The organism is Microlunatus sp. Gsoil 973 (assembly GCF_009707365.1).
Classification (GTDB): domain Bacteria; phylum Actinomycetota; class Actinomycetes; order Propionibacteriales; family Propionibacteriaceae; genus Microlunatus.
Window position 1 is genome coordinate 1529882 of the sequence record NZ_CP046122.1, and the last position, 20749, is coordinate 1550630.

Genomic DNA, 20749 nt, shown 5'->3' on the forward strand with positions numbered 1-20749 from the left:
GCGGTAAACGCGTTGACGACCGATTCCGACGCTGCCTACCGTCACACGTCCTGCCTCGTTCGGGGCTGGCTCACCGGCCTTGTTTGGAGGAAGACTTCTGTGCGCACGACGCTGCTTGCGGTCCGAGGCCACCGACGCCTCCTGGCAGCCTTTGCCATCGACGCCCTCGGTACGGGGGCGTTCATTCCGTTCTCCTTGCTCTACTTCCAGGCGACCAGCGGGTTGACGCTCAGCGCCATCGGGCTCGCCCTGTCCGTAGCGGCGCTGTGCCGAATCCCGGCAACTCTCGGCGTGGGTGGGCTGATCGACCGGTTCGGCCCGCGACGGGTCGTGATCGTGTCCAATCTCCTGCAGGTCCTCGGATTCACCAGCTACCTCTTCGTGCACTCCTTCGGCCACCTCGTGGCCTCTGCCATCGTTGTGCAACTCGGCAACTCCGCCTTCTGGGTGGCGTACCCGGCTCTCGTCCAAGAGGTGGCGCGCGGGTCATCCCAGGAGTCCTGGTTCGGCGTCATCACCGGCCTGCGCTATGCCGGGCTCGGACTCGGTGGTGTCGCTGCCGGCGCGGCTGTCGGAATCGGCGGAAACACCGGCTATTACGCGATCGTGTCCGCCAACGCCGTGAGCTTCGCCACCGCAGCCCTGCTCGTCTTCCTGGACAGACGACCAAGCGCAGCCAACGGTCCATCCTGGCATCACGATCGATCCCGGCCGGCATCGTGGTCGGCGATCCTCCGCGACCGCCCCTTCCTCCTCTTCGTCTCGCTGACCCTCGGTTTCGCGCTGCTGACCTTGGCGTTCGGCGTGGCCGTACCGGTGTTCCTGGTCAACGACGTCGGATTGCCGGCCTGGGTGCCGGGCGGCATACTGGCCGTCAACGCAGCTCTGGGTGCACTCGGTGCAGCACCGGTCCTCCGCATCATCCGCGGCCGCCGTCGCAGCCTCAGCCTGGTCGCCTCCCAGCTCATCACAGCTCTCGGCTACAGCTTTCTGCTCGCCACCGCCGGCGTTCCGCTCGCGGCGGGGATCGTGTTGGCGATAGGTGCCGCCGTCTGCATCACGGTGATGGAGCTGGTGCAGGGCACGATCGTCCCGGCGGTTGTCAACGAATCGGCCGACGATCGCACCCGCGGCCGCTACAACAGCGTGTACCAACTGGCGTTCGGCATTGGCGACATCGTGAGCCCAGCGCTGTTGACGGCGCTACTCACCCGCGGAGCCTTGGCGACCTGGACGCCGCTGGTCGCACTGGCACTCGTCAACTGCGTCGGTGTCGTCCTGATCGCCCGCCTCCTGGAACCATTGCGGCGCCGTACCGCCGGGACACAACCGTTGGAAGGCGAGCGGCTGGTGGAATCCGACGGGCTCTAGAGCGATAACCGCTTTCACCCCGTCGCGGCGATCCGGTCCACGCGGCAGGTCGTCGGCGAGCCGCTCCGGCCCTGCCCACGCGGGTCCGGCTCCGCGCACTGGTCGACTCAGGTCACGCAGAGGCGCGTCCCAGTACCCGGCAGCGGCGTTGCGGCACACGCTGATCCGGCGAAGGATGGAGGCAGAACCGGTCCGGAGCGCGGTCGAGGCCCGCGATGCGGGTCGATACCAGACCGACCGGGTACGGGGTCGATCAACGAAGCGATGAGGAGCAGCCAGACATGACGGTGGATGTAGTACGACTCGGCGACAGCGGTTTGAAGGTCTCGCAGATCACCCTGGGATGCATGAGTTTCGGCGGCGGTTCCGGCCGGCACAACTGGGCGATCGGCGAGGATGAGAGCCGGGTGATCATCAAGCAGGCCCTGGACGCCGGCGTCACCACCTTCGACACGGCCAATGTGTATTCGACCGGCCGCTCGGAGGAGATCACCGGCAAGATTCTCGGCGAGCTCGCCGACCGCGACGACATCGTGGTCGCAACCAAGGTGCACGGCGAGATGCGTCCCGGCCCCTACGGACACGGCCAGTCCCGGAAGGCGATCTTGGCCGAGATCGACAACAGCCTCCGCCGGCTCAACATGGATTACGTCGACCTCTACCAGATCCACCGCTATGACGCCGAAGTGCCGATGGAGGAGACGATGGAGGCGCTGCACGACGTCGTCAAGTCCGGCAAGGTTCGTTACATCGGTGCCTCATCGATGTGGACCTGGCAGTTCCAGGCGCTGCAGAACGTCGCTGAGACGAACGGCTGGACACCGTTCATCTCTATGCAGAACCACTACAACCTGCTCTACCGCGAGGAGGAGCGGGAGATGATGCCGTACTGCGCCGCGACCGGTGTCGGTGTCATCCCGTGGAGTCCCTTGGCCGGCGGTCGGCTCGTGCGAGACTGGGGCGTACGGGGCACCGCTCGCTCCGAGCTCAACCAGCCGAAGCCGTCACTGAACGATCCGGGCGACAAGTCCATCGTCGAGGCGGTCACCAAGATCGCCAACGAGCGTGGTGTCCCGCGTGCGGGGGTGGCACTCGCCTGGATGCTGGGCAAGCCGTTCGTGCACTCCCCGATCGTCGGCGCTACCAAGCCCGAACAGTTCACCGAGGCACTGACCAGCGTGGACATCACGCTTGATGATCACGAGATCGAGGAACTGGAAGCCGCCTACACGCCACACACCATTCAGGGCCACCAGTAGGACGACCCGCAGCGCCGACCAGCCTCGTGCATGATCAGGTCAAACGACTGACCCTGCACGAGGCTCGCGCAGGGACCTCAAGGTCCGGTCATGAGCCGTCCCGGAACGATCACGATGGGTACGGTGAACTTCTCCGCAAAGGTCTGCGCGCTACCGAACAGCGCACCGATGCGTTCCAGGTACTTTGCCAGGTAGGCGGGGTTCTCATCGGCGGGACGGACGTCGTCGGCAACGAAGGCGTCGCCCGCGATCCGGATGTTACTGCGCCCGATGTCAGTAACGTCAAGCCCGAACGCGACGTGGGGATTCTCCGCGAGATTCCGTAGCTTCTTCTTCCCCGGTTGGCTGTAGATCAGTACGGTCTCGTCGTCCTGGAACAGGAACCAAACCGGCACGCTGGTGGGCCGGCCTGCCGGATCCACCGTGGTGAACCAGGCCATGAGATTCGATCGCAACCGTGCTTCCACATGTTCGCGTTCGGCCGATGACAGGTGGTCTGTGAGTTTCACGCCCTGACTCTAGAGTGAGGGTCTGACGGTCCTCCCACAAGAACGTCGGCTAGGGATTGGGGGCCGTGTCGATGATCTTGTCGACTACAGCACGGGCAACATCGTCCGGGAAAGGCGGGTAGTGTCGACGATGGGTAGCCCGAGGCCTCGGTAGCTGGCAGCGTCGGCGACGGCTCGGACGAGCCGCCCGTAGGGCTGCCAGGTTTGCGGAGTTTCCGGGATCGGGGCACCGGCGAGTTCGCCGGCCGGGCCCATGAAGGCATCCCAGTCGAGCACCACCCGATCTGGCAGCAGCTCGCGCAGTCGCGGGATGATCAGGCTCTTGCCAGAGCCAGGTGCTCCAAGGACGTAGTTGATCATGGATTACGACGGTAGCCCGAGCGGCGGGCACGACCTACTCGTCTGGTCAGCCTCGGGCTGCCGCGGCAACCGAATCCTGGGTCCAAGAGGCTTTGGCCGCAACGAACCAATCACCGTCGAAAAGGACCTCCCCTGCGATCTCTTGGGCCAACTGGTCGCCCGAGAAATACCGCTTGTAGACATGGTGACGGGAGCCGTCGTTGAGGATCCGCTCCTGGCGCTGCTGTTCCGGGTCCACTCCTGGTCGGCGAGCAGCATCAATGACGATCAACTCGACGGCGACCCGGCGAACCTCATTCAGGAATGCCGCGCGCTCCCCCGGTGGCAAATGCCCGTAGAAGTGACCAGTGAACACGCGATCGAACGAGCCGTCAGCCACCGCCAGGTGCAGGGCGTCGCCGACGATGGCCAAGCCATCAGGCAGCCGTGCTTGTGCAATGCCCACCATCGACGCGCTCTGATCGACGCCGACGACATAGCCGCGCAGGTGTCGGGTCAAGAACGCTGTCCCACAAGCGACATCGAGGGTGCGGACACCAGGCAACCCGCGTACCAGCCCGACGATCTCGTCGACCTCGGGATCCCATCCGGGCCGGTCACGATCGGCGTACAAGCCGCGGCCGGTGTACCAATCGTCGTACTCGGCGGCTCGCTGCTCGTAGTAGGCGCCCGTGGCGTGGTCAGTCGCAAACGCAGGCGAAGAGCTCACTCTGGTGAGTCTGCCATGGTCGGGGCGCGTCTCAAACCAGGTTCCTGGTGATCATACAACCGAGGTCTGCCGACGGAAGGTTGGCGGGAGATCTCCGGTCGGACACACCCACGCACAAGATCAGGACGGTTGACATGATGCGGCCTTGCACGCCTTGAAACCCGGCTGCGGCGTTCGTCACTCCCGGGCCACGTACAGCGCGCCTGGTTCGAGACACCCGAACACTCTTCGAACGCTGCCGCTCGATCCGGCCTCGCTGCGTCTCCTCGATGCCTTCGTGAAGACTCTCTCCGAGCATCCCGGAGACGAATTCTGATGGAGACATCCACGCCGAGCTGCAGACCCCTCCGGTCGCGGCTCTCACCGAGCACGCGAACCCGAACCCAAACTCACGTTCGAAACCATCGAAGCTGCGCTGATGCAGGTGGCCAGAAGCCTTGGATCACGATCAGAGGTCGCTCGTGGCAACGACGAAGCACTCAACGCCCTGCACCGGATGCTCGGCGGCTATCTGGGATTGACGACCGACGGGCACAGGACGCGATGGATCAACTCGGGTGAATCGGGTGTTGGTCAGTCCCGGCCGAGCCTGGAGGCCACCGGGCAGACGAACGGGTCCCGGGCGGCGAGCCCGACCCGGTTCAGGTAGGAGATCACCGTCGCGTAGGACCGCGCCAGGGACACCTCGGTGTACGGCACACCCAGATCTTGGCAGTGAGCCTTGACGAGCTGCCGGGCGCGAGCCAGATGCGGCCGCGGCATCGACGGAAACAGGTGATGTTCGATCTGATAGTTCAGGCCACCCATCAACACGGTCGGCCAGAACCGGCCCTTGATGTTTCGCGATGTGAGCACTTGGCGGCTCAGGAAGTCCAGTTTCGTACCGGCCGGGATGATCGGCATCCCCTTGTGGTTCGGCGCGAACGTGGCTCCCAGGTAGATCCCGACGACCGCCAGCTGCACCCCGAGGAACGCCAGTGCCAGACCCATCGGCAGCACCCAGAACAGCAGGCCGAGGTAGAGCAGGAAGCGACCCGTGATCAACCCCAACTCCAGCCATCGACTCTTCGCCGGACTGGCCGGGCTCAGCAGGAATCGCACGGAGGCAAAGTGCAGGTTGATGCCCTCCAGGGTCAGCATCGGGAAGAACAAGTAGCCCTGTTTGCGGGCGATCATTGCACTCAACCCTCGACGACGTTCAGCTTTCGCTTCGTAGAACGCCAGCGCCTCCCCCTCGATGTCGGGGTCCTTGCCGATCCGGTTGGGGTTGGCGTGATGCCGGCTGTGCTTGTTGGTCCACCAGGAGTGACTGATGCCGGCCAACGCTGTTCCCAGGAGCTGGCCGACGCGATCATTGGTCTTCCCCGTTGTGAAGATCTGCCGATGGGCGGCTTCATGACCCAGGAACCCGAACTGACTGAAGATGACGCCCAGCACGGCAGCGATCATCAGCTGCCACCACGAATCGCCCAGCAGCAACAGCCCAGCGATCGCTCCACCCAGCGCCAAGATCAGCCCGGCGGAGAGCAACAGGTAGAACCCAAGGGTCCGGCCCAACAAACCTTCCTCACGCACCCGGCGGGTCAGATCGGTATAGGAGCTGGCCAGGTGCCGGCCGGTCCCGCGATCCCCAGACATCTGACCAACCGGGCGGCCATCCGCCAGCCGCCCGGACGTTCGCCGGGTCCGGCCAGGCACGGCAGTCTCACTCATCAGCTCCTCCAAACGCGCGGGCTCGATCCGAGTCAGCCCCATGCCCCTCGCCACCGATACCTGTAGGTACCCGCACAACCAGACTGCTACCTCATGCCGACCGTCCAATTGCGACGACTTGGCCAGATGAACCTAGCCGATTGCCCAGCCGTGATCATGATCCGACATGGCCAGTATCCGATATTGCCTCGCATGCCGGATCCGGATCCGAACCCGGCTGCACCGACGTGGTCGGGTGGCCGATGATCATGCGGAAGGCGGAGCAGTTCGGGTCAGACGATCCAGGCGGGCGGAACCGGCTCTCCGGGGCCATCGGCGGAGATCGGTGTGGCCGAGCCTTGCGAGCCGCCACAGACGACGAACAATGCTCCGGACTCAGTGCCTATCTGTCGCGAGACATCAGCCGGGATGACCACGGTGTCGCCGGCCGACAGATCGATGGCTTCGGTGTCGACGCAGACGCGCGCTGCACCATCCAGCAGATGCCACGCCTGCTCGACATCGAAGCTGTGCCGCGGGCCGCGTTGGCCGGCACGCAAGCGGACACGCCACAGACTCAGCATCTTGGTGCCGCCCTGCGTGGGCGAGGCGAGGGTCGTCATCGAAGCGTTCGGCGTCTCGGTGACGCGGGCATCCGATCGGGCGATCTTGGCAGCGGGCATGGTGTGGACTCCAGTAGTAGACAACAACGTTGTCTATCACGGTACGCATTCAGATGCAGTATCGTCAACCTGGTAGTCGATCTGGAGGTGTGTCGGTGAGCGAGCCGGGATGGCGGGTCGTACTGCTTCTGGCCGGTGCGTTCCGTGACAGCATCGACGCGCTCCATCAGGAACTCGCCGAACAGGGCCATCCTGAGGCGCGGCCGATGCACGGCTTCGCTCTCCAGGCAATCGGGCCCGACGGGTGCACGATCAACGAACTCGGCCAGCGTCTCGGAGTCTCGAAGCAGGCGGCAGCGAAGACCACAGTCAGCCTCGAGAAGGCTGGGTACGTCGTCCGGGACGCGATGCCCAGCGACCGGCGGGCGGTCCTGCTCCGTCGCACGCCCCGCGCCGAGGAGCTGTTGGCGGCCAGTGCGGTCGGCTTCGAGCGGGTGATGGCCCGATGGCGGCGACAGCTCGGCGTGGCCCGCTTCAAGGCGATGGTCGAGTCACTCGCCGACGTCGCCGGCCAACAGCGGGTCGGCGATCTCCCCGGCTGGCTCACCCAGCGGTCCTCGACGAGGGGATGAGGATCAGCCGTTCAGCGGGATTGCCTCGCTCCGGGCGGGGAGTGTCGGGTGACGGCTGATTGGAAAGACCGCCGACCCGTCTGGGTCGTCAGCTGGGTATCACACGGGTCGTGTCGTCCACCACCTGTCCGGGCGGGACACGCGCGTCGTCCCTGATGATGCTGTAAAGCACTCCATCGTGCCATTCACCACCTCGAAAACTTGCGTGCCGGAGGGTGCCTTCCAGTTCGAAACCTGAGCCCTCCAAGGCCCGGCGCTCAGCGATATTCCCTATTTCCGTATAAGCCTCGATCCGGTCGGGCAAGCTTTGGGAGAACAGATAGCTGATGATGAGCTGATGAGCTCGGGTCCCGATCCCCCTGGCCCCGGACGCCGCGAGCCAGCTGGATGCCAAGACTCCAGCAGGGCCGGCCGAACCACTGTTCTCGCGACCAGGTCACGAAGCCGGCCCGTTCCTGAGCCACGGTGACCAGGAGAATCCCGCCAGCGTCGTTGATGAGGTTGGGCGATGACTCCCAACGCCGACGCCATTCACGAGGATCTCGATAGCCCTACCACATGAACGAACCCTCATCTGCTGGATCGGTGATCAGGTCCTGCAGGAAGGACAGATCCTCTTCGCCGATTGCGCGCAAGGCCACGTCTTCAACACCCACGTCTGGTGACATTAGCGCCGATCACCCGCGGGTCGATCGTCGACCGGGATCGAGATTCCGAAGGCCGCGAAACTGCATGGCGCCGCTGGTTGATCAATTGATGGAGATCATCGAACTCCAAGCGGGCCGGGCCTCCGAGCCGTATGACCACTCGTCGTACGCCTGGCGGCTCGCCGCCGGCCGAGAACACGGTCAAGACCTTGCTCCGAGTCTGACGAGGGCTGTGGCCGACCTGTCGGGATACTCCCCCGTGGTGTCGGCCTTGGTCGAGCGGTTGCGGTTGCTGTCTGCCGACGCCCCACCACCACGAGAAGCACCGGACATGGTCCATGCCGATTTCAAGCCGGACAACGTCCGGGTTCGTGACGGAGCGGTGGTGGCGGTCGTCGATATCGGGAACGCCGGTAGCGGCACGCGAGCAACTGATCTCACCACCCTTCGGTGGTACACCTTCCAGGATCGGCTGGACTGTGCCCGAAGTCGGCTGTGGACGAGAATCCTCGACCTGATCGGCTGGGAGCAGGCGGCGGTGCTCACTGCGACACAGATCCTCACCAAGCTCGAGTTCCCATTCGTCACAGCGTCACGATGACGTCCCCGAAGTGATCAACCGGGGCCATCGCACCCTCGATGAGTTGAGTGGCCTTCGCTGACTGTTCCCGGTGGAGATGGTTCGCGAGACGCGAACGTCCGGCCGTGCTACAGCCCGTCAGATTCCAGAGCGGCTGCCACTCGCTCCGACGCGGGGCATTCCGGGGCCCCGAACGATCGTAGGGTCAGCTCTTCGGCGAGCAAGATGTAGCGGGTTGCTGTTGCGATGCGGATCTCGTCGGTCAGTACGGGCGCTTCTCCTTCACCGCGGAACCCTCGCTCCACCATCCACTCTCGCAGTGGCTCCTTATCGAGTGCTCGCTGATCCTCACCGGTTCGAAAGAGTTCCTCGTAGGAATCTGCGTACCAGTAGCGCGAACTGTCGGGCGTATGGATCTCGTCGATGAGCACGATCTCGTCATCCAGCAGTCCGAACTCATACTTGGTGTCAACCAGGATCAGTCCATGCTGTGCGGCAATCTCCGCGCCACGGGAGAACAGCCGGAAGCAAACTTCGGCACAGCGGTCGAACAGCTCCGCAGTCACGAGCCCTTCGGCGATTGCGTCGGCACGACTGAGGTTTCGATCATGTGGTTCGAACTTCGTCGTCGGTGCCAGGTGTCGACGACGCGTGAAAACTGGGCGGTAATCGGCGGGTGAAAACTGAGCACCCCGAGTACGCCTTGGGATGTGATCACGTTGGAAGACTGGGCCGAGATTCGTCGGCTGCATAAGTCGGATGGGCTGTCGAAGGCTGCGATTGCTCGACGGCTCGGGATCTCTCGGAACACGGTGGCCTCGGCGGTGGCCTCGGATGTTCCGCCGAAGTATGAACGGCCGCCGAGAGGATCGGCGGTCGACGCCGTCGAGCCGCGGATCCGCGCGTTGTTGGCGGAGCATCCTCAGATGCCGGCGACGGTGATCGCGGAACGGATCGGTTGGACGAGATCGTTGACGATCCTGAAGGACCGGGTCCGGCAGTTGCGACCACTGTTCCTGCCACCGGACCCGGCTGACCGGATCGACCATGCCCCGGGCGCGGTGGCGCAGTGTGATCTGTGGTTCCCACCGGTGCCGATCCCGGTGGTCGGCACTCGTCCTGGCCTGACCCGGATCTTGCCGGTGTTGGCGATGACGTGCGGCTACTCCCGGTTGACCGATGCGGTGATGATCCCGTCGCGGCAAGCGGGTGACATTTTGGCCGGGATGTGGGAGATCATCGGCGGCTGGGGCCGGTGTCCGCGCAGCCTGCTCTGGGACCGCGAAGCCGCGATCGGCGGCACCGGCCGATTGACCGCTGAAGCCGCTGCATTCGCCGGAACGCTCGGGGTGCGGATCAAGCTAGCCCCAGCCAGGGATCCGGAGACCAAGGGGCTGGTCGAACGCCGGAATGGCTACTTCGAAACGTCGTTCCTGCCCGGACGGAGCTTCACTTCGCCGCTGGACTTCAACGCCCAGATCGCCGACTGGCTGACCGGCCGCGCGAATGCGCGGCATCTGCGGTCGATCGGGACCAGCCCCGCCAGCCGGTGGGTGGCTGATCGGGCCGCGATGATCGCGTTGCCACCGGTCGCCCCGGCGGTGGGTTTGACCGGCAGGGTCCGGTTGGGCCGGGACTACTACGTGCGGATCGCCGGGAACGACTACTCGGTGGACCCGCGCGCGATCGGCCGGTTCGTGGACTGGATCGCCACCCCGGTGTTGATCACCATCAGCTGCGCCGGGCAGATCGTCGCCACTCATGAGCGGGTCTGGGCCTCCGGTGCCACGATCACCGATCCCGCTCACCGCGACACCGCCCGCATCCTGCGGGCCGATTTGGCCATCCAGCGGCAACGCGAAACGGGCCGCCGCAACGTCCGGTCGCATCCGGACGGGCATGTGGTCGCGATCCGCGCACTGCCCGACTACGACGCCTTGTTCGGCGTCGACTTCGATCCCACACCTGGCTCTCCAGGTGGCGGATCCTCAACCACGGAAGGGAACATCGGATGACAACCTCCACAACGAGCAGCCGCCACAAACCAGCCAAGCCAGAGCCCGGTTCCAAGACCAACGCCAACATCGACTCGAAGCTGGCCTACCTGACCCGGGTGTTGAAGACCCCAACGATCGGCCGGGTTTGGGAAGACCTCGCCGCCCAGGCTCGCGACCTGTCCTGGTCCCACGAGGAATACCTCACCGCGGTCCTGGAACGCCAGGTCGCCGACCGCGAATCAGCCGGCACCATCATGCGGATCCGGACCGCCCACTTCCCCCAGGTCAAGACGCTGGAGGACTTCAACCTCGACCACCTGCCCTCACTCCGCAAGGACGTGCTGGCACACCTGGCCACCGCCATGTTCATACCGAAAGCCGAGAACGTGGTCCTGCTCGGACCGCCCGGCATCGGCAAAACCCACCTGGCGATCGGACTCGGGATCAAGACCGCCCAGGCCGGCTACTCGGTACTGTTCGACACCGCCACCAACTGGATCGACCGGCTCGCCCGCGCCCACCACGCCGGCCAACTCGAAGCCGAACTGAAGAAGATCCGCCGCTACAAACTCATCATCATCGACGAAGTCGGCTACATCCCTTTCGACACCGACGCCGCCAACCTGTTCTTCCAACTCGTCGCATCCCGCTACGAACAGGCATCGATCATGGTCACCAGCAACCTGCCCTTCGGCCGCTGGGGCGAGACCTTCTCCGACGATGTCGTCGCCGCCGCCATGATCGACCGACTCGTCCACCACGCCGAAGTCCTCACCCTCTCCGGCGAGTCCTACCGCACCCGCGCCCGCCGCGAACTCCTCGCCAAAGACCGCGACAACTGACCAGCAGGTGCTCAATTTTCAGCCGTCGCTACCTGCTCAATTTTCAGCCGCCGTTGACACCAGGATCGGGCCGGCAACTGCTCATTCCTGCGAAGTCCATCAGCGAGCGACGATATCGTGTTGATCGCTGACCGCAGTGTCGACGCCCGAAAGCAAGGCACAGAATGGACAGCGGTAGCCGGATGGCTCATGTCCGAACATGACACAGATCTTGCAGGTCGCCAACCGATGCCGCAGGAGGATCCCGTCCTACAACGACGTCAGCGGTCGTTGGCGCATGGCGGCCAACAGGTTGGGCAAGCCGAAAGGATGAACGATGTCCACCGACCAGCCCGCTCCGTATCCTGACCTGGACGCGGACGAGCGGACCACACTCCGGCAATTCCTTGATCACTATCGGCGTCGAGTGCTCGGCAGGTTCCAGATGTTGACCGACGAGCAAGCACGCTCCAGGACCCTCCCGGCAACCGACCTGACACCCGCTGGACTCGTCAAGCATCTGGCTCACATGGAAGACCACTGGTTCACCGCCCGGGTGGGGGTGGCGATCTACCCGAGCCGTGGGCATCGGCACCGCTCGACGACAAGCCGGACTGGGACATGCGATCTGCTGAGAACGACACGGTCGCCGAGGTTGCTGATCTCTATCTCGAGGCATGGGCGCGCAGCAGGGCTGTTGCTGAACGTCTCACCAGCCTGGACAGCAAAGCTCCGCGACCCTCCTTCGGCAAGGGACCGGTCACCCTCCGCTGGGTGATGGTCCACATGCTCGAGGAGACCGCCTGTCACGCCGGGCATCTGGACTTGCTCACCGATCCCCTGCGCACGGGCCGCGCGTCACAACCTGCAGGCACCATCCAAAGCTGACGGGTCCGTCGGCCCGGCCCATCGAACCCCGCAGCTTCAGTCCCAACGCGTGGCCTTCTCATCGAAATCCGACGTGTGTGGAGTGATCACGCAGAACACCAGGCCACCGGGGTCAACCATCTGCCAGTACCGGCCATGATCATAGCTGCGGAGCCGGCGAGCCCCCAGTGCCTCCAGCCTGGCCGCCTCCGCCTCGACGTCATCGGTGTCGACGTCGAGGCGGACACGTGGCGGCGTGTCGTCATCCAGCCTCTGCAATTCCACAACGACGTCACCATCGAAGACGCCGAGCGACGAGTACGGGCCGTTCTCCTCTGCCTGGCGCCCCATCGCGGCAGCCCAGAACCTCCGACTGGCGTCGAACGACTCAGCTGGATGATCGATGAAGATCCCACCAATTCGGCTTCTATGCATGCACAGGCAATACCCGCTGCACCGGTCACCCGACAATTCCGGACGTCGATCGTCAGGAATCCCGCGTACGCTCGGGCCGCATGACGACCGATGACACGAGATCGCCGGACGCCGACCTGTCAGGCATCGCCGGGCGGTCGCTGACACGCGAAACTCCAACGCAGCGTCGACGAAATCAGCCGATCGGGCGCGACGAGTTGATCATCATCCCGGCGAACGAGGCGACCTGGGCCGATCTGCGGACAGTGTTCGGCTCCCGCGGCGACCCGTCTCGCTGCTGGTGCCAGCGGTTCCGGATGAGCCCCGGCGAGACTTGGGTGAACCAGGGTCCCGACGAGCTCGCTGCCCGCCTCCGGGACCAGACCGCCTGTGGCCATCCGAACGCGACCGCGACCTCGGGTCTGCTCGCCTACCTGGAGGGCGAGCCGGTCGGTTGGTGCGCCGTCGCGCCACGTCCTGTCCACCATCGGATGCTGCGGAACAACCGCGTGCCTTGGGACGGCCGAACCGAAGACAAGTCCGACAGCACGGTGTGGGCGGTGACGTGCTTTCTGTCTCGCGCCGGGTACGGCCGCCGTGGCATCAGCCACGCACTGGCCGCGGCTGCGGTCGACTTTGCCGGGGCGCGCGGTGCCCGAGCACTCGAGGGATATCCCGATCTCGTCGAGGGCGGCTACGCCGGCACCCGCGACACCTTCCTCCAGGCAGGTTTCATTGAGGTGCATCAGCCGACCAAGCGCAAAGTCGTTATGCGAGTGGAGTTCACCGGTCCGACGAACGCGTGATCATTCCGATCCCGGACGAAGGGTAGGACCACGATCACCATCTACCACCGTATGAAGTGCCGAGATCTCCAGGGATTGGACTTCGGCGGCGGCGGCCCCAACGATTCGTTCCTCCGTTGCCTCGATCGCACCGAGAAGCGACCGCAGACCGGCCTCGTAGCGTTCGGTCTCCTCGTACCCGATCTCCTCATGGCCCGCGGTTCGGTTATCGAACGTCGGCGCGTCGCGGACGGCTGCCGCAGTCAACTCGGTCTCGGCAGACTCTGCCAGTGCCAGCTCCGTCCTGATCGTGAGCTCGAACTCGTGCAGGTCGCGGTTGTGCTCGGGCCGTGTGGTCATGGGATCCTCCGGTTGTTCGGGCCGAACGCATCTCGGCGCTGGCGACATAGCCTGGTGACGCCGGTCATCAGGTCGACCGGACAGCGGACGGAACTGTGACAACTTCGGTCACCTCCCTCCCTGCAACGGCGCAAGGAGAGTACGGTCCAGATACGTGTTCGATACGTGGTCTGTCAGCAAAGTGGCTCTGGACGGGAGCGTGCAGACCTGGTCGGGGTTCTTGCTCGGGCGCAACGAGTACGGGGTCTGCAGGCCAACCCTGATGTCCGAAGCGGATACCTGTCGGGCAGGGATGCGGTCGTCCACGAACTCCTACAACTCGCGTTGTCCAGACTGCAGTAGCGCGTCAGGCTCGATGTAGTCCGGTTCGGGGTCGACGTGGAATCGGACGGCGTCGATGGTCGTCGCGCCGCCGAGCCAGGACTTGGCGACTCTGTGCCCACCATCCATCAACCGTCCGTCGGCCGACAAGATCACGGGGTATCGGAGATCCGCCTTCTGGATACGCTCGGCATGCATCGCGACCATCCGGCAGGTGACCGGTCGGCCGCCGAACCAACAGTCCTCATCGAACTCCGGAATAGAATCGATCAGCACCGACACCACGGGGAGATCCGCTGCCAGTTCCCAGAGTCGCTCAGTCAGGTAGAACGCCGTGCCGCCGGGCACAGCGCGTGAGTGTCGTTCGGGCATCCCACCATCATGACGGGAACGACCGGCCGATGGGGGCACAATGCCGGCCGTTCCGGTGCCACCGGCTTCATCCATCGCTCACCGGATGCGTTGCGCGAACTCCTCCGGCGTGCGCACACCATCATCGAGGACCGCTTCATAGATTGCCATGCTGGGCAACGGCGTACCGTCGTCTCGGCGTCCACCGGTCGCTCGTTTGATCGCGAGAATGGCGGCTTGGGCAGCCGGGTCGATGAGTGGCCCGATCCGTTCGACGTGCTGCAATGCAGGTTTGCGGTCCGGCTCATCAACGAACCAGACATCGAGCGTCCAAAGCTCGCCGGCAGCGTCGGCGCATTCGATGAACAGGTAGATGCCGTCCGGATAGTCCAGGTCGGTATTCCAGCGCCCTGTCTCGTTGCGCACCGTCACCGTGTGCACGTCCGGTGCGGGAATCAACTGGGCGGCGAGCTCCGTGATCGCACGCATCGTCGCAACGTCGATTCGGGGCACAACCACAACAAGATCAATGTCGCGAGCGACCATCACGCGCAGGGCTGCGCTGCCGACCAGATGCACCTGCCCCAGGCGCAGGAGTGCCGCGTCAATGCCCACGCGGTCCCTCACCTGGCTGGCACGTTCCTCCAGCTGTCTCTCCTCGTCATCCCAATGCGCAGCCACTCCGCAGATCCTATGATCGTCGGTGCTGGACTGCTTGCTTCCTGAATACCCTCCCAGGGACGAACCCATCCTCGATGCTCCACGGCATTCACGGTTATCACGGCCGCGGCGTCGGCGTCTGCGCCGCACATGGAAGGCTGCTGGCATGACAGCTGTCGTCGCGGTCGTCGGTGGCCCGGGATCGGGTAAGTCGACCTTGTGTGCCGCCCTCGCGGAGAGGTTCCGGGGTGAAGGTCTGGTTGTTGATCACTTTCGCGAGGAGGAGATCCTCAGTCGAGCCGACTTCGCCCAGGTCGCATCGCAGTTCGCCGGCGGCGCCGGCAGCGTCGCACCTCGGACCCTCGTTGAGGACTACCGAGGGTACGTTTCTCGTGCCGTCACCGATGGCGTCGACCTGTTGATCACCGACGCCCTGGTGCCGTTCATCCCGTCACTGATCGCGTGGGGACACTCCGAGGCTGAGCTCGCCAGAGTGATCGGGGACTTGGAGGATGTGGCGGCGGGGGTCACGGTTGTTGTGGTGATGTTGACGGCGGATCCAGCAATCACACTGCAGCGGGCCATCAGTCGGGAAGGCGAAGGGTGGGCTGAAAGCTACATCCGCAAGTTGTCCAGGCTGCCGGGCACGTCGCACGTCGTCAGCATCCCGACGGCAGTTGATCAACTCCGTCGCGATGCCGACATCACGCGCCGGTTGCTGGCGCGGAGCAAGTGGAGACTGGTTGAGGTCGACGCGACCGCCGAGGCACGCTCAATGGCCGACTCGGTGGTGCGTCGACTGACGGCGATCCTCGCGGGCTGACACGGCAAGATCAACATGCCGGCACGCAGCCAGCCACCCGGATGCGAAGATCGTCTCCTGTGCCGATCCGGTCATGCAGGGGACGTGCGGCGATGCTCGGACGTCCGGGCCCAGGTAGTTTTGCGATGTTGCCCGCTCAGACGATCTCTGTCGGATTCGGAGACACCCATGTGCGCTGCTCGTGAAGAGGATGTTCTGCAGGACCTCGTGGGGTCCGACGGTGCGATAACCGAGGCTGCGAACGGAGTTGCGGCCCGATTCGGGCTAGGACGTGTCACGCATCTGTCAGCGCTGCCCGGCGCAGGCGGGCGGAACGTGCTGATCGAGACCGAGGAGGAGCCGTGGGTACTCCGTCTGGGCCTCTCGCCGGCCACATTGGGAGGGGTCAGCAGTGGGCTGCCGACGGGACTGGATGTCCTGCGCAGTGAGCGCTTCTTCGCGGCCGCGGTCCGGGAGAAGACTGCACTGCGCTCGCCGTGGCCGTACGAGATCGACGACGCCCGTGACCTCATTCCCGTGCCGTACGCGATCATGCCGCACCTCGCTGGGACCACCCTGGGGTGGGCCGAGGACCATGACTGGGGCGCGGTGGGTACCGCTCTTGCCGAGGCAGCACTGGAGCTGCACCGACAGAGTTGGCCGGCCGCCGGTAACTGGGATCCAGCGACGAACGACATCCTGCCTTCGGAGAACGATCCGGCGACTCGCTGTCGCGCCTTGGTCCTCGACCTGATCGACCGCACGGCGATGACGTCGGAACCGCTCGACTCCTCGAGCACGGAATGGCTGTCGGAGCGACTGGTGCACCTGTACGCCGAACCGGTCAAAGACGCGTGCCTGGTCCACGGCGACTTCGTGATCGGAAACCTCCGGATGGCCGAGGTTCACCGAACCTGGTCGGTCACCGGGATCTTCGATTTCGAGAATGCTCGAATCGGCGATCCTGAAGAGGACCTCGTCGTCCACATGTGGTGGGCCTGTTACGGTCGACGGCCGGAAGCGGCGGTGTCGTTCCTGCGCCGATATCAGCGAGACGGGCCGGTTTCGACCCGGATCTACGGATACGTGCTCGCGAGTCTGCTGGGCAATTGGGAGTATGGACGCCGGATGAACTTCCTCTGGTACGGAGACGCTCGGACGTTCCTGGACTGGGCCGGCCCGCTCTACGACGACTTCGACCGTGTGGTAGCGGCTGCCGTCGGCTGAGCCACGTCACCGTTTCCGCAGGTGCGCTGCCGCAACGATGCCCAGAGCGATCAGCGCAACCGCAGACGTCAAGGTGACAACCAGCCAAATGGTGGCGGCGGCCGGTGGGTTGACGTAGGTGCTGCCCTCGCTCCCTGACCGGCCGCTCGGACTCGGCGTGGGATGGTTGGTGACCGCAATCCCGACGATGCCCGCGATCAGGACGGCAACCAGTACGGCGAAGATCGTCCCGAGAACGACCTTGCTCCGTCGGCGGCGGGATGCGACGGCCATCTCCTCCTCGTCGGGAACATGATGCGCTGGTGTAGGGGTCGGCATTGGGTATTCCCTTTCTTCGACCTGACCGGAGAGGCTTCGCCGGGTTCGTAGAGTTGTGTCAGGCACAACGCCACCGACCGATTGCGGCAGTCAGTTTCCGCCTGAACGGTGCCCGAACGTTCCGTTGCAGTCAGGTACCCCGCCTCGGCACCACCAGTCGCTCACATGCCGAGCCAGTACCCGACAAACCGGTCTGTCGACGCACATCCAAAAGGCAGCCGGTGTCTTGACGGCAACAACGACGGGCTGTGGCCGGTGCCGGTGAGGCATCCACGGCGTTGAGGGGATCAGTCGGCCGTCGCGGCTCGAGGAGGTCGAATCTGCCCACTCCTGGTGAGGAATACTTGGGTAGATGCGCCTCTACCTGTCGTCGTTCCAGCTGGGTCGCCGGCCCGAGCTGCTGTCATCTCTGGTGGATGGTGGTCGGCGCGGCTGGTTGATCATGAACGCTCTGGACGGTCTTGGCGATGGGGTCCGCCGGTCCGCTGAGGCCGAGGCACAGCTGGCGAACCTCAGCGGGCTCGGCCTCGAGGCCGCAGAACTTGATCTGCGCACCGTCGACCCGAGGATCGCCGAGCAGACGTTCGGCGAACCCGACTTCGTCTGGGTGCGCGGCGGCAACGTCTTCACCCTTCGAATGGCCATGGCCACCTCCGGCGTGGACGAGATCATCACCCAACAGGTCCGGCGAGATCGACTGGTCTACGCCGGATACAGCGCCGGACCATGCGTCCTGGCCCCTGACCTGACCGGACTCGAGCACTGCGACCCGGTAGAACCGTGCATTGCCACCTACGGAGATGTCCGCTTCGACGGTCTCGGGATTCTCGACCGTGCCTTCGTCCCTCACCTCAATTCCCCCTCACACCCGGAATCCCAGGCACTGGGCGAAGTCGCCGCGGCCTATGAAGCCGCAGGCCGGCCCTACTGGGCCCTCAGCGACGGCCAAGCGCTGGTCATCCAGGGCGAAGATGTCAGGATCGTCTGAGCCACCGGCTACGCGGACCCGCAGAAGCCGCTGCTCACCCATGATCATCAACTGTCGTTCCGGAACTCTGTTGCGCCGCCAACCCGGGCGCGATGAGATTGGACGGTGAGCATCGCTGCGGTTCTGGTGAACCACAACACCTCTGCGTTCGCCGAACTGGCGATCCGGTCGCTGTTCGTGCAGAACCCGGACCTGGAGCTGACCCTCACGGTCTACGACAACGGATCGACCGACGATCGAAATGGCTTGCTGGCCGCAGCCGACACCTATCGAGCCGAAGTCCGACAGTCAGGCTTTCCGATCACGACACCCGGTAATTCCCATGGTGAGGTCCTGCGCCGGTTCGTCCTCGACCCGGCACATGATCACGCGGATCACTTCCTGTTCCTTGATGCCGACATCTGCTTCACCAGGCCCGGGACGATCGCTACCCTGGCGGAGACGCTGCACAGCCGCCCCGACGCGTTCGGGGCCGGGCCACGCATGTCCTGGGACGGCGAAACGCCGTTGCCGGCCGGGGTTCTCGCCAACCCAGCCATCTATCGGAATCGCCTGCATCCCTGCTGCGCGCTCATCACCAACACGCCGATCTTCCGCACCGTCGCGGACCACATCGGGTTCTCGTGTGCCCGGCTGCTGTACGCCGACCACGACGACTTCCTGGACACCTTCGAATTGATGACCATGGTCATGCGCACCCACCGGTTGCGGCACGTCATCGCCGATGACGCATTGATCATGCACGCCTTCGCTGTCTCCTACCCTGACGAATCCAGCGTCTTGCTCCCACAGAAGGAACAGCGCCGGGACCAGTGGCTGGCTCTCCTGCGCAGCAGGGCCTGATGGAGTGACCGAACCACGCAACGTCGGCGAGGACGAGGACCTGGTGCGGCGCGTCAACAACCGCACCGGCTGCACACTGCGCCTGGTCGGTCGATCCACCACGGGCACCTTGGGAGGCGCGGTTTTCGTCGAATGGCCAGATGGCCGCCCGGTGTCATCACCAGGTTTGTGGGATCACTGCACGGGGCGCGGCGCACCGCCGACGTTGTCACCAAAGCGAGTGACGCGGGATTGCCGGTTCCGCGACACCACCTGGTCGTCGACCTCGACGGTGACGTGCTGATGCTGCAGGATCGGCTGCCGGGAGCCGCGCGGAACAAGATCACTCCGGTGGTGATCGACACGATCGTCGCAGTGAACGACCGCTTCGCCAACCTGCTGGAGGATCGACCCGACGTGCCGATCCTGCCGCTGTGCTTGGACATCAGCGGTGACCCGCATCCTCGGCACGAAACTCTGTTGGCGTACGGTACGCGAAGCCGCCGCGTGCTGGGCGCCATCAAGGCAGTCGGTGCCCGCGGACCGCGCACCATGATCGGAGCCGACCTTGTCCACGTCGACCTGACGACACCCAACATCCTCTTCGATGACAACGGCGGCATCTCAGGTGTCGTGGATTGGAACCTCGGCGCCTACCGCGGCGACCGACACCTGGCACTGGTCAAGACCCGGTTCGAACTGGAGTGGGGTCTCAGCTCACCTGCTCCGGAACGGAGCGAGATCGCGGCCGCGGCGCACCTCGACGAGATCCTTCGCCAACGAGTCCCACCTGACGTGTTGAGGGCGTACTGGGCACACCGCGTGCTGTACCAGCTACATTTCGCTCTCCAGTTCGCCTCACCCGACGTGATCGATTGGCACCTGCGGGTTGCCGAAGAACGGCTGCTCGGCAGCAGCCGACAGCCATCCGAGGTTGGAGCCCGACGCCACACACCGCCGAGTCCACAACCATGATCTTGCCAGCGAGTCGCGGTGCCGGACTTCCGGGATTGTCGCAGTTGCCGTCAACTGGCGGGGTGATCGTTTCCTATGGCCCATCGCTGGAGCCAACGCAGCAGCAGGAGTTTCTCCGCGGCCTGGACACGGTCTCGAAGTGTCGCAACATCGTCGTGCGCTCTGACCGGCACCCGCTGCTGATCAAGAATGGGTCCTTCGTCGTAATCTTCGGTCACCAGATGGAGCGTTGCGCCGGTCTCCTTCACACCGGCCGCGAGAACTGCAGCATGGACCCGGTCCCCGTACATCCCGGTCGATCCGAACGCGGGTAGCAGCGCCGGATGGGTGTTGATCATGCGTCCGCTGTAGGCGACCAGGACATCGGGCCCGACCTTCTTGGCGTATCCGGCGAGGACGACCAGATCGATGCGGGCCGCCGTCAGTGCGTCCACCATCGCGGCGTCTCGCACGGCATCGTCTGGATGGGTGACCGTGCTCAGGTGGCTGCTCGGGATGCCGTGACGCGCGGCGACTCCAAAGATGCCGGACCGGCTGTTGTTGCCCACGATCAGGCCGACGTCTGCTGCCAGGTCACCGGCGTGGCTCGCCTTCACAATCATTTCGGCTGTCGTCCCGGCACCGGATCCGATCACTGCGAGCCGCTTCAGAGGAGACAC

Annotated in this window: 25 protein-coding genes and 1 pseudogene; 14 read left to right on the forward strand and 12 right to left on the reverse strand. The window is 64.8% G+C overall.

All coding sequences use genetic code 11. The features are described from left to right. Positions 1 to 99: 99 nt before the first annotated feature. Positions 100 to 1371, forward strand: coding sequence for an MFS transporter (locus tag GJV80_RS07220; RefSeq protein WP_195909216.1), 1272 nt, complete (start codon positions 100 to 102; stop codon positions 1369 to 1371). 281 nt (positions 1372 to 1652) lie between these two features. After that, positions 1653 to 2630, forward strand: a complete 978-nt coding sequence (locus tag GJV80_RS07225; RefSeq protein WP_195909217.1) for an aldo/keto reductase — start codon at positions 1653 to 1655, stop codon at positions 2628 to 2630. A gap of 77 nt (positions 2631 to 2707) precedes the next feature. Here GJV80_RS07225 and GJV80_RS07230 read toward each other — a convergent pair whose 3' ends face one another. From GJV80_RS07230 to GJV80_RS07250, 5 genes are all read right to left on the reverse strand, one after another. Continuing rightward, positions 2708 to 3139: a pyridoxamine 5'-phosphate oxidase family protein gene (locus GJV80_RS07230; RefSeq protein ID WP_154687318.1), complete on the reverse strand. Its 432-nt coding sequence runs from the start codon at positions 3137 to 3139 to the stop codon at positions 2708 to 2710. A gap of 84 nt (positions 3140 to 3223) precedes the next feature. After that, complete coding sequence (locus GJV80_RS07235; RefSeq protein ID WP_154687319.1) at positions 3224 to 3499, reverse strand: hypothetical protein; 276 nt, start codon at positions 3497 to 3499, stop codon at positions 3224 to 3226. A 46-nt stretch (positions 3500 to 3545) separates the two neighbouring features. Then, positions 3546 to 4208 carry a class I SAM-dependent methyltransferase gene (locus GJV80_RS07240; protein WP_154687320.1) on the reverse strand — a complete coding sequence of 221 codons (663 nt, stop codon included), beginning with the start codon at positions 4206 to 4208 and terminating at the stop codon, positions 3546 to 3548. Positions 4209 to 4781: 573 nt separating this feature from the next. Further along, entirely contained in the window at positions 4782 to 5846 is a 1065-nt protein-coding gene (locus tag GJV80_RS07245) for an acyl-CoA desaturase (protein ID WP_230208214.1), read from the reverse strand. A gap of 347 nt (positions 5847 to 6193) precedes the next feature. Continuing rightward, positions 6194 to 6523 carry a cupin domain-containing protein gene (locus GJV80_RS07250; RefSeq protein ID WP_195909219.1) on the reverse strand — a complete coding sequence of 110 codons (330 nt, stop codon included), beginning with the start codon at positions 6521 to 6523 and terminating at the stop codon, positions 6194 to 6196. Between the two features lie 155 nt (positions 6524 to 6678). Here GJV80_RS07250 and GJV80_RS07255 point away from each other — a divergent pair, with 155 nt between their 5' ends. Further along, positions 6679 to 7155 carry a MarR family winged helix-turn-helix transcriptional regulator gene (locus GJV80_RS07255; RefSeq protein ID WP_230208215.1) on the forward strand — a complete coding sequence of 159 codons (477 nt, stop codon included), beginning with the start codon at positions 6679 to 6681 and terminating at the stop codon, positions 7153 to 7155. Between the two features lie 666 nt (positions 7156 to 7821). Then, complete coding sequence (locus GJV80_RS07260; protein ID WP_255455569.1) at positions 7822 to 8403, forward strand: phosphotransferase; 582 nt, start codon at positions 7822 to 7824, stop codon at positions 8401 to 8403. Positions 8404 to 8510: 107 nt separating this feature from the next. On the opposite strand, the gene GJV80_RS07265 is transcribed toward GJV80_RS07260, so the two are convergent. Beyond that, entirely contained in the window at positions 8511 to 9134 is a 624-nt protein-coding gene (locus tag GJV80_RS07265) for a phosphoribosylaminoimidazolesuccinocarboxamide synthase (protein WP_154687324.1), read from the reverse strand. Here GJV80_RS07265 and istA point away from each other — a divergent pair. The 4 genes and pseudogenes from istA (at position 9093) to GJV80_RS07280 (ending at position 12088) form a co-directional block, all read left to right on the forward strand. After that, a complete protein-coding gene (istA, locus tag GJV80_RS07270; protein ID WP_154687325.1) occupies positions 9093 to 10397 on the forward strand; it encodes an IS21 family transposase in 1305 nt (434 codons plus the stop codon). The two genes, GJV80_RS07265 and istA, sit on opposite strands and share 42 nt — an antisense overlap. Continuing rightward, positions 10394 to 11221, forward strand: a complete 828-nt coding sequence (istB, locus tag GJV80_RS07275; RefSeq protein WP_154687326.1) for an IS21-like element helper ATPase IstB — start codon at positions 10394 to 10396, stop codon at positions 11219 to 11221. The genes istA and istB overlap by 4 nt, the downstream gene beginning before the upstream one ends. A gap of 316 nt (positions 11222 to 11537) precedes the next feature. Next, positions 11538 to 11747: pseudogene (locus GJV80_RS24980) on the forward strand (DUF664 domain-containing protein); the annotation flags it as partial. Further along, on the forward strand, positions 11741 to 12088 hold the full coding sequence (locus tag GJV80_RS07280; protein ID WP_255455570.1) for a DUF664 domain-containing protein: 348 nt from the start codon (positions 11741 to 11743) through the stop codon (positions 12086 to 12088). The pseudogene GJV80_RS24980 and the gene GJV80_RS07280, both read left to right, overlap by 7 nt. A gap of 36 nt (positions 12089 to 12124) precedes the next feature. Here GJV80_RS07280 and GJV80_RS07290 read toward each other — a convergent pair whose 3' ends face one another. Continuing rightward, positions 12125 to 12502 (reverse strand): VOC family protein, encoded by a 378-nt coding sequence (locus tag GJV80_RS07290; RefSeq protein WP_154687329.1) that lies wholly within the window; start codon positions 12500 to 12502, stop codon positions 12125 to 12127. 80 nt (positions 12503 to 12582) lie between these two features. Between GJV80_RS07290 and GJV80_RS07295 the strand changes: the two genes are divergently transcribed. Further along, a complete protein-coding gene (locus GJV80_RS07295) occupies positions 12583 to 13287 on the forward strand; it encodes a GNAT family N-acetyltransferase (protein ID WP_230208218.1) in 705 nt (234 codons plus the stop codon). On the opposite strand, the gene GJV80_RS07300 is transcribed toward GJV80_RS07295, so the two are convergent. The 3 genes from GJV80_RS07300 to GJV80_RS07310 form a co-directional block, all read right to left on the reverse strand. After that, complete coding sequence (locus GJV80_RS07300) at positions 13288 to 13626, reverse strand: hypothetical protein (RefSeq protein WP_154687330.1); 339 nt, start codon at positions 13624 to 13626, stop codon at positions 13288 to 13290. A gap of 312 nt (positions 13627 to 13938) precedes the next feature. Next, a complete protein-coding gene (locus GJV80_RS07305; RefSeq protein ID WP_154687331.1) occupies positions 13939 to 14319 on the reverse strand; it encodes a hypothetical protein in 381 nt (126 codons plus the stop codon). Between the two features lie 78 nt (positions 14320 to 14397). Continuing rightward, the gene (locus GJV80_RS07310) at positions 14398 to 14979 is read right to left on the reverse strand and encodes a hypothetical protein (RefSeq protein WP_154687332.1); all 582 of its coding nucleotides are present in this window, start codon (positions 14977 to 14979) and stop codon (positions 14398 to 14400) included. A 145-nt stretch (positions 14980 to 15124) separates the two neighbouring features. Between GJV80_RS07310 and GJV80_RS07315 the strand changes: the two genes are divergently transcribed. Beyond that, positions 15125 to 15781 (forward strand): ATP-binding protein, encoded by a 657-nt coding sequence (locus GJV80_RS07315; protein WP_154687333.1) that lies wholly within the window; start codon positions 15125 to 15127, stop codon positions 15779 to 15781. A gap of 168 nt (positions 15782 to 15949) precedes the next feature. Beyond that, the gene (locus GJV80_RS07320; protein WP_255455548.1) at positions 15950 to 16987 is read left to right on the forward strand and encodes an aminoglycoside phosphotransferase family protein; all 1038 of its coding nucleotides are present in this window, start codon (positions 15950 to 15952) and stop codon (positions 16985 to 16987) included. 6 nt (positions 16988 to 16993) lie between these two features. On the opposite strand, the gene GJV80_RS07325 is transcribed toward GJV80_RS07320, so the two are convergent. Next, entirely contained in the window at positions 16994 to 17260 is a 267-nt protein-coding gene (locus GJV80_RS07325) for a hypothetical protein (protein ID WP_154687335.1), read from the reverse strand. Positions 17261 to 17657: 397 nt separating this feature from the next. On the opposite strand from GJV80_RS07325, the gene GJV80_RS07330 reads away from it, so the two are divergent. From GJV80_RS07330 to GJV80_RS07340, 3 genes are all read left to right on the forward strand, one after another. Then, positions 17658 to 18293 (forward strand): Type 1 glutamine amidotransferase-like domain-containing protein, encoded by a 636-nt coding sequence (locus GJV80_RS07330; protein WP_154687336.1) that lies wholly within the window; start codon positions 17658 to 17660, stop codon positions 18291 to 18293. Positions 18294 to 18398: 105 nt separating this feature from the next. Beyond that, the gene (locus GJV80_RS07335) at positions 18399 to 19136 is read left to right on the forward strand and encodes a glycosyltransferase family 2 protein (RefSeq protein WP_154687337.1); all 738 of its coding nucleotides are present in this window, start codon (positions 18399 to 18401) and stop codon (positions 19134 to 19136) included. A gap of 132 nt (positions 19137 to 19268) precedes the next feature. Next, the gene (locus GJV80_RS07340; protein ID WP_154687338.1) at positions 19269 to 20090 is read left to right on the forward strand and encodes a phosphotransferase; all 822 of its coding nucleotides are present in this window, start codon (positions 19269 to 19271) and stop codon (positions 20088 to 20090) included. Positions 20091 to 20140: 50 nt separating this feature from the next. Here GJV80_RS07340 and GJV80_RS07345 read toward each other — a convergent pair whose 3' ends face one another. Then, on the reverse strand, positions 20141 to 20749 hold the full coding sequence (locus tag GJV80_RS07345; protein ID WP_154687339.1) for a phosphoribosylglycinamide formyltransferase: 609 nt from the start codon (positions 20747 to 20749) through the stop codon (positions 20141 to 20143).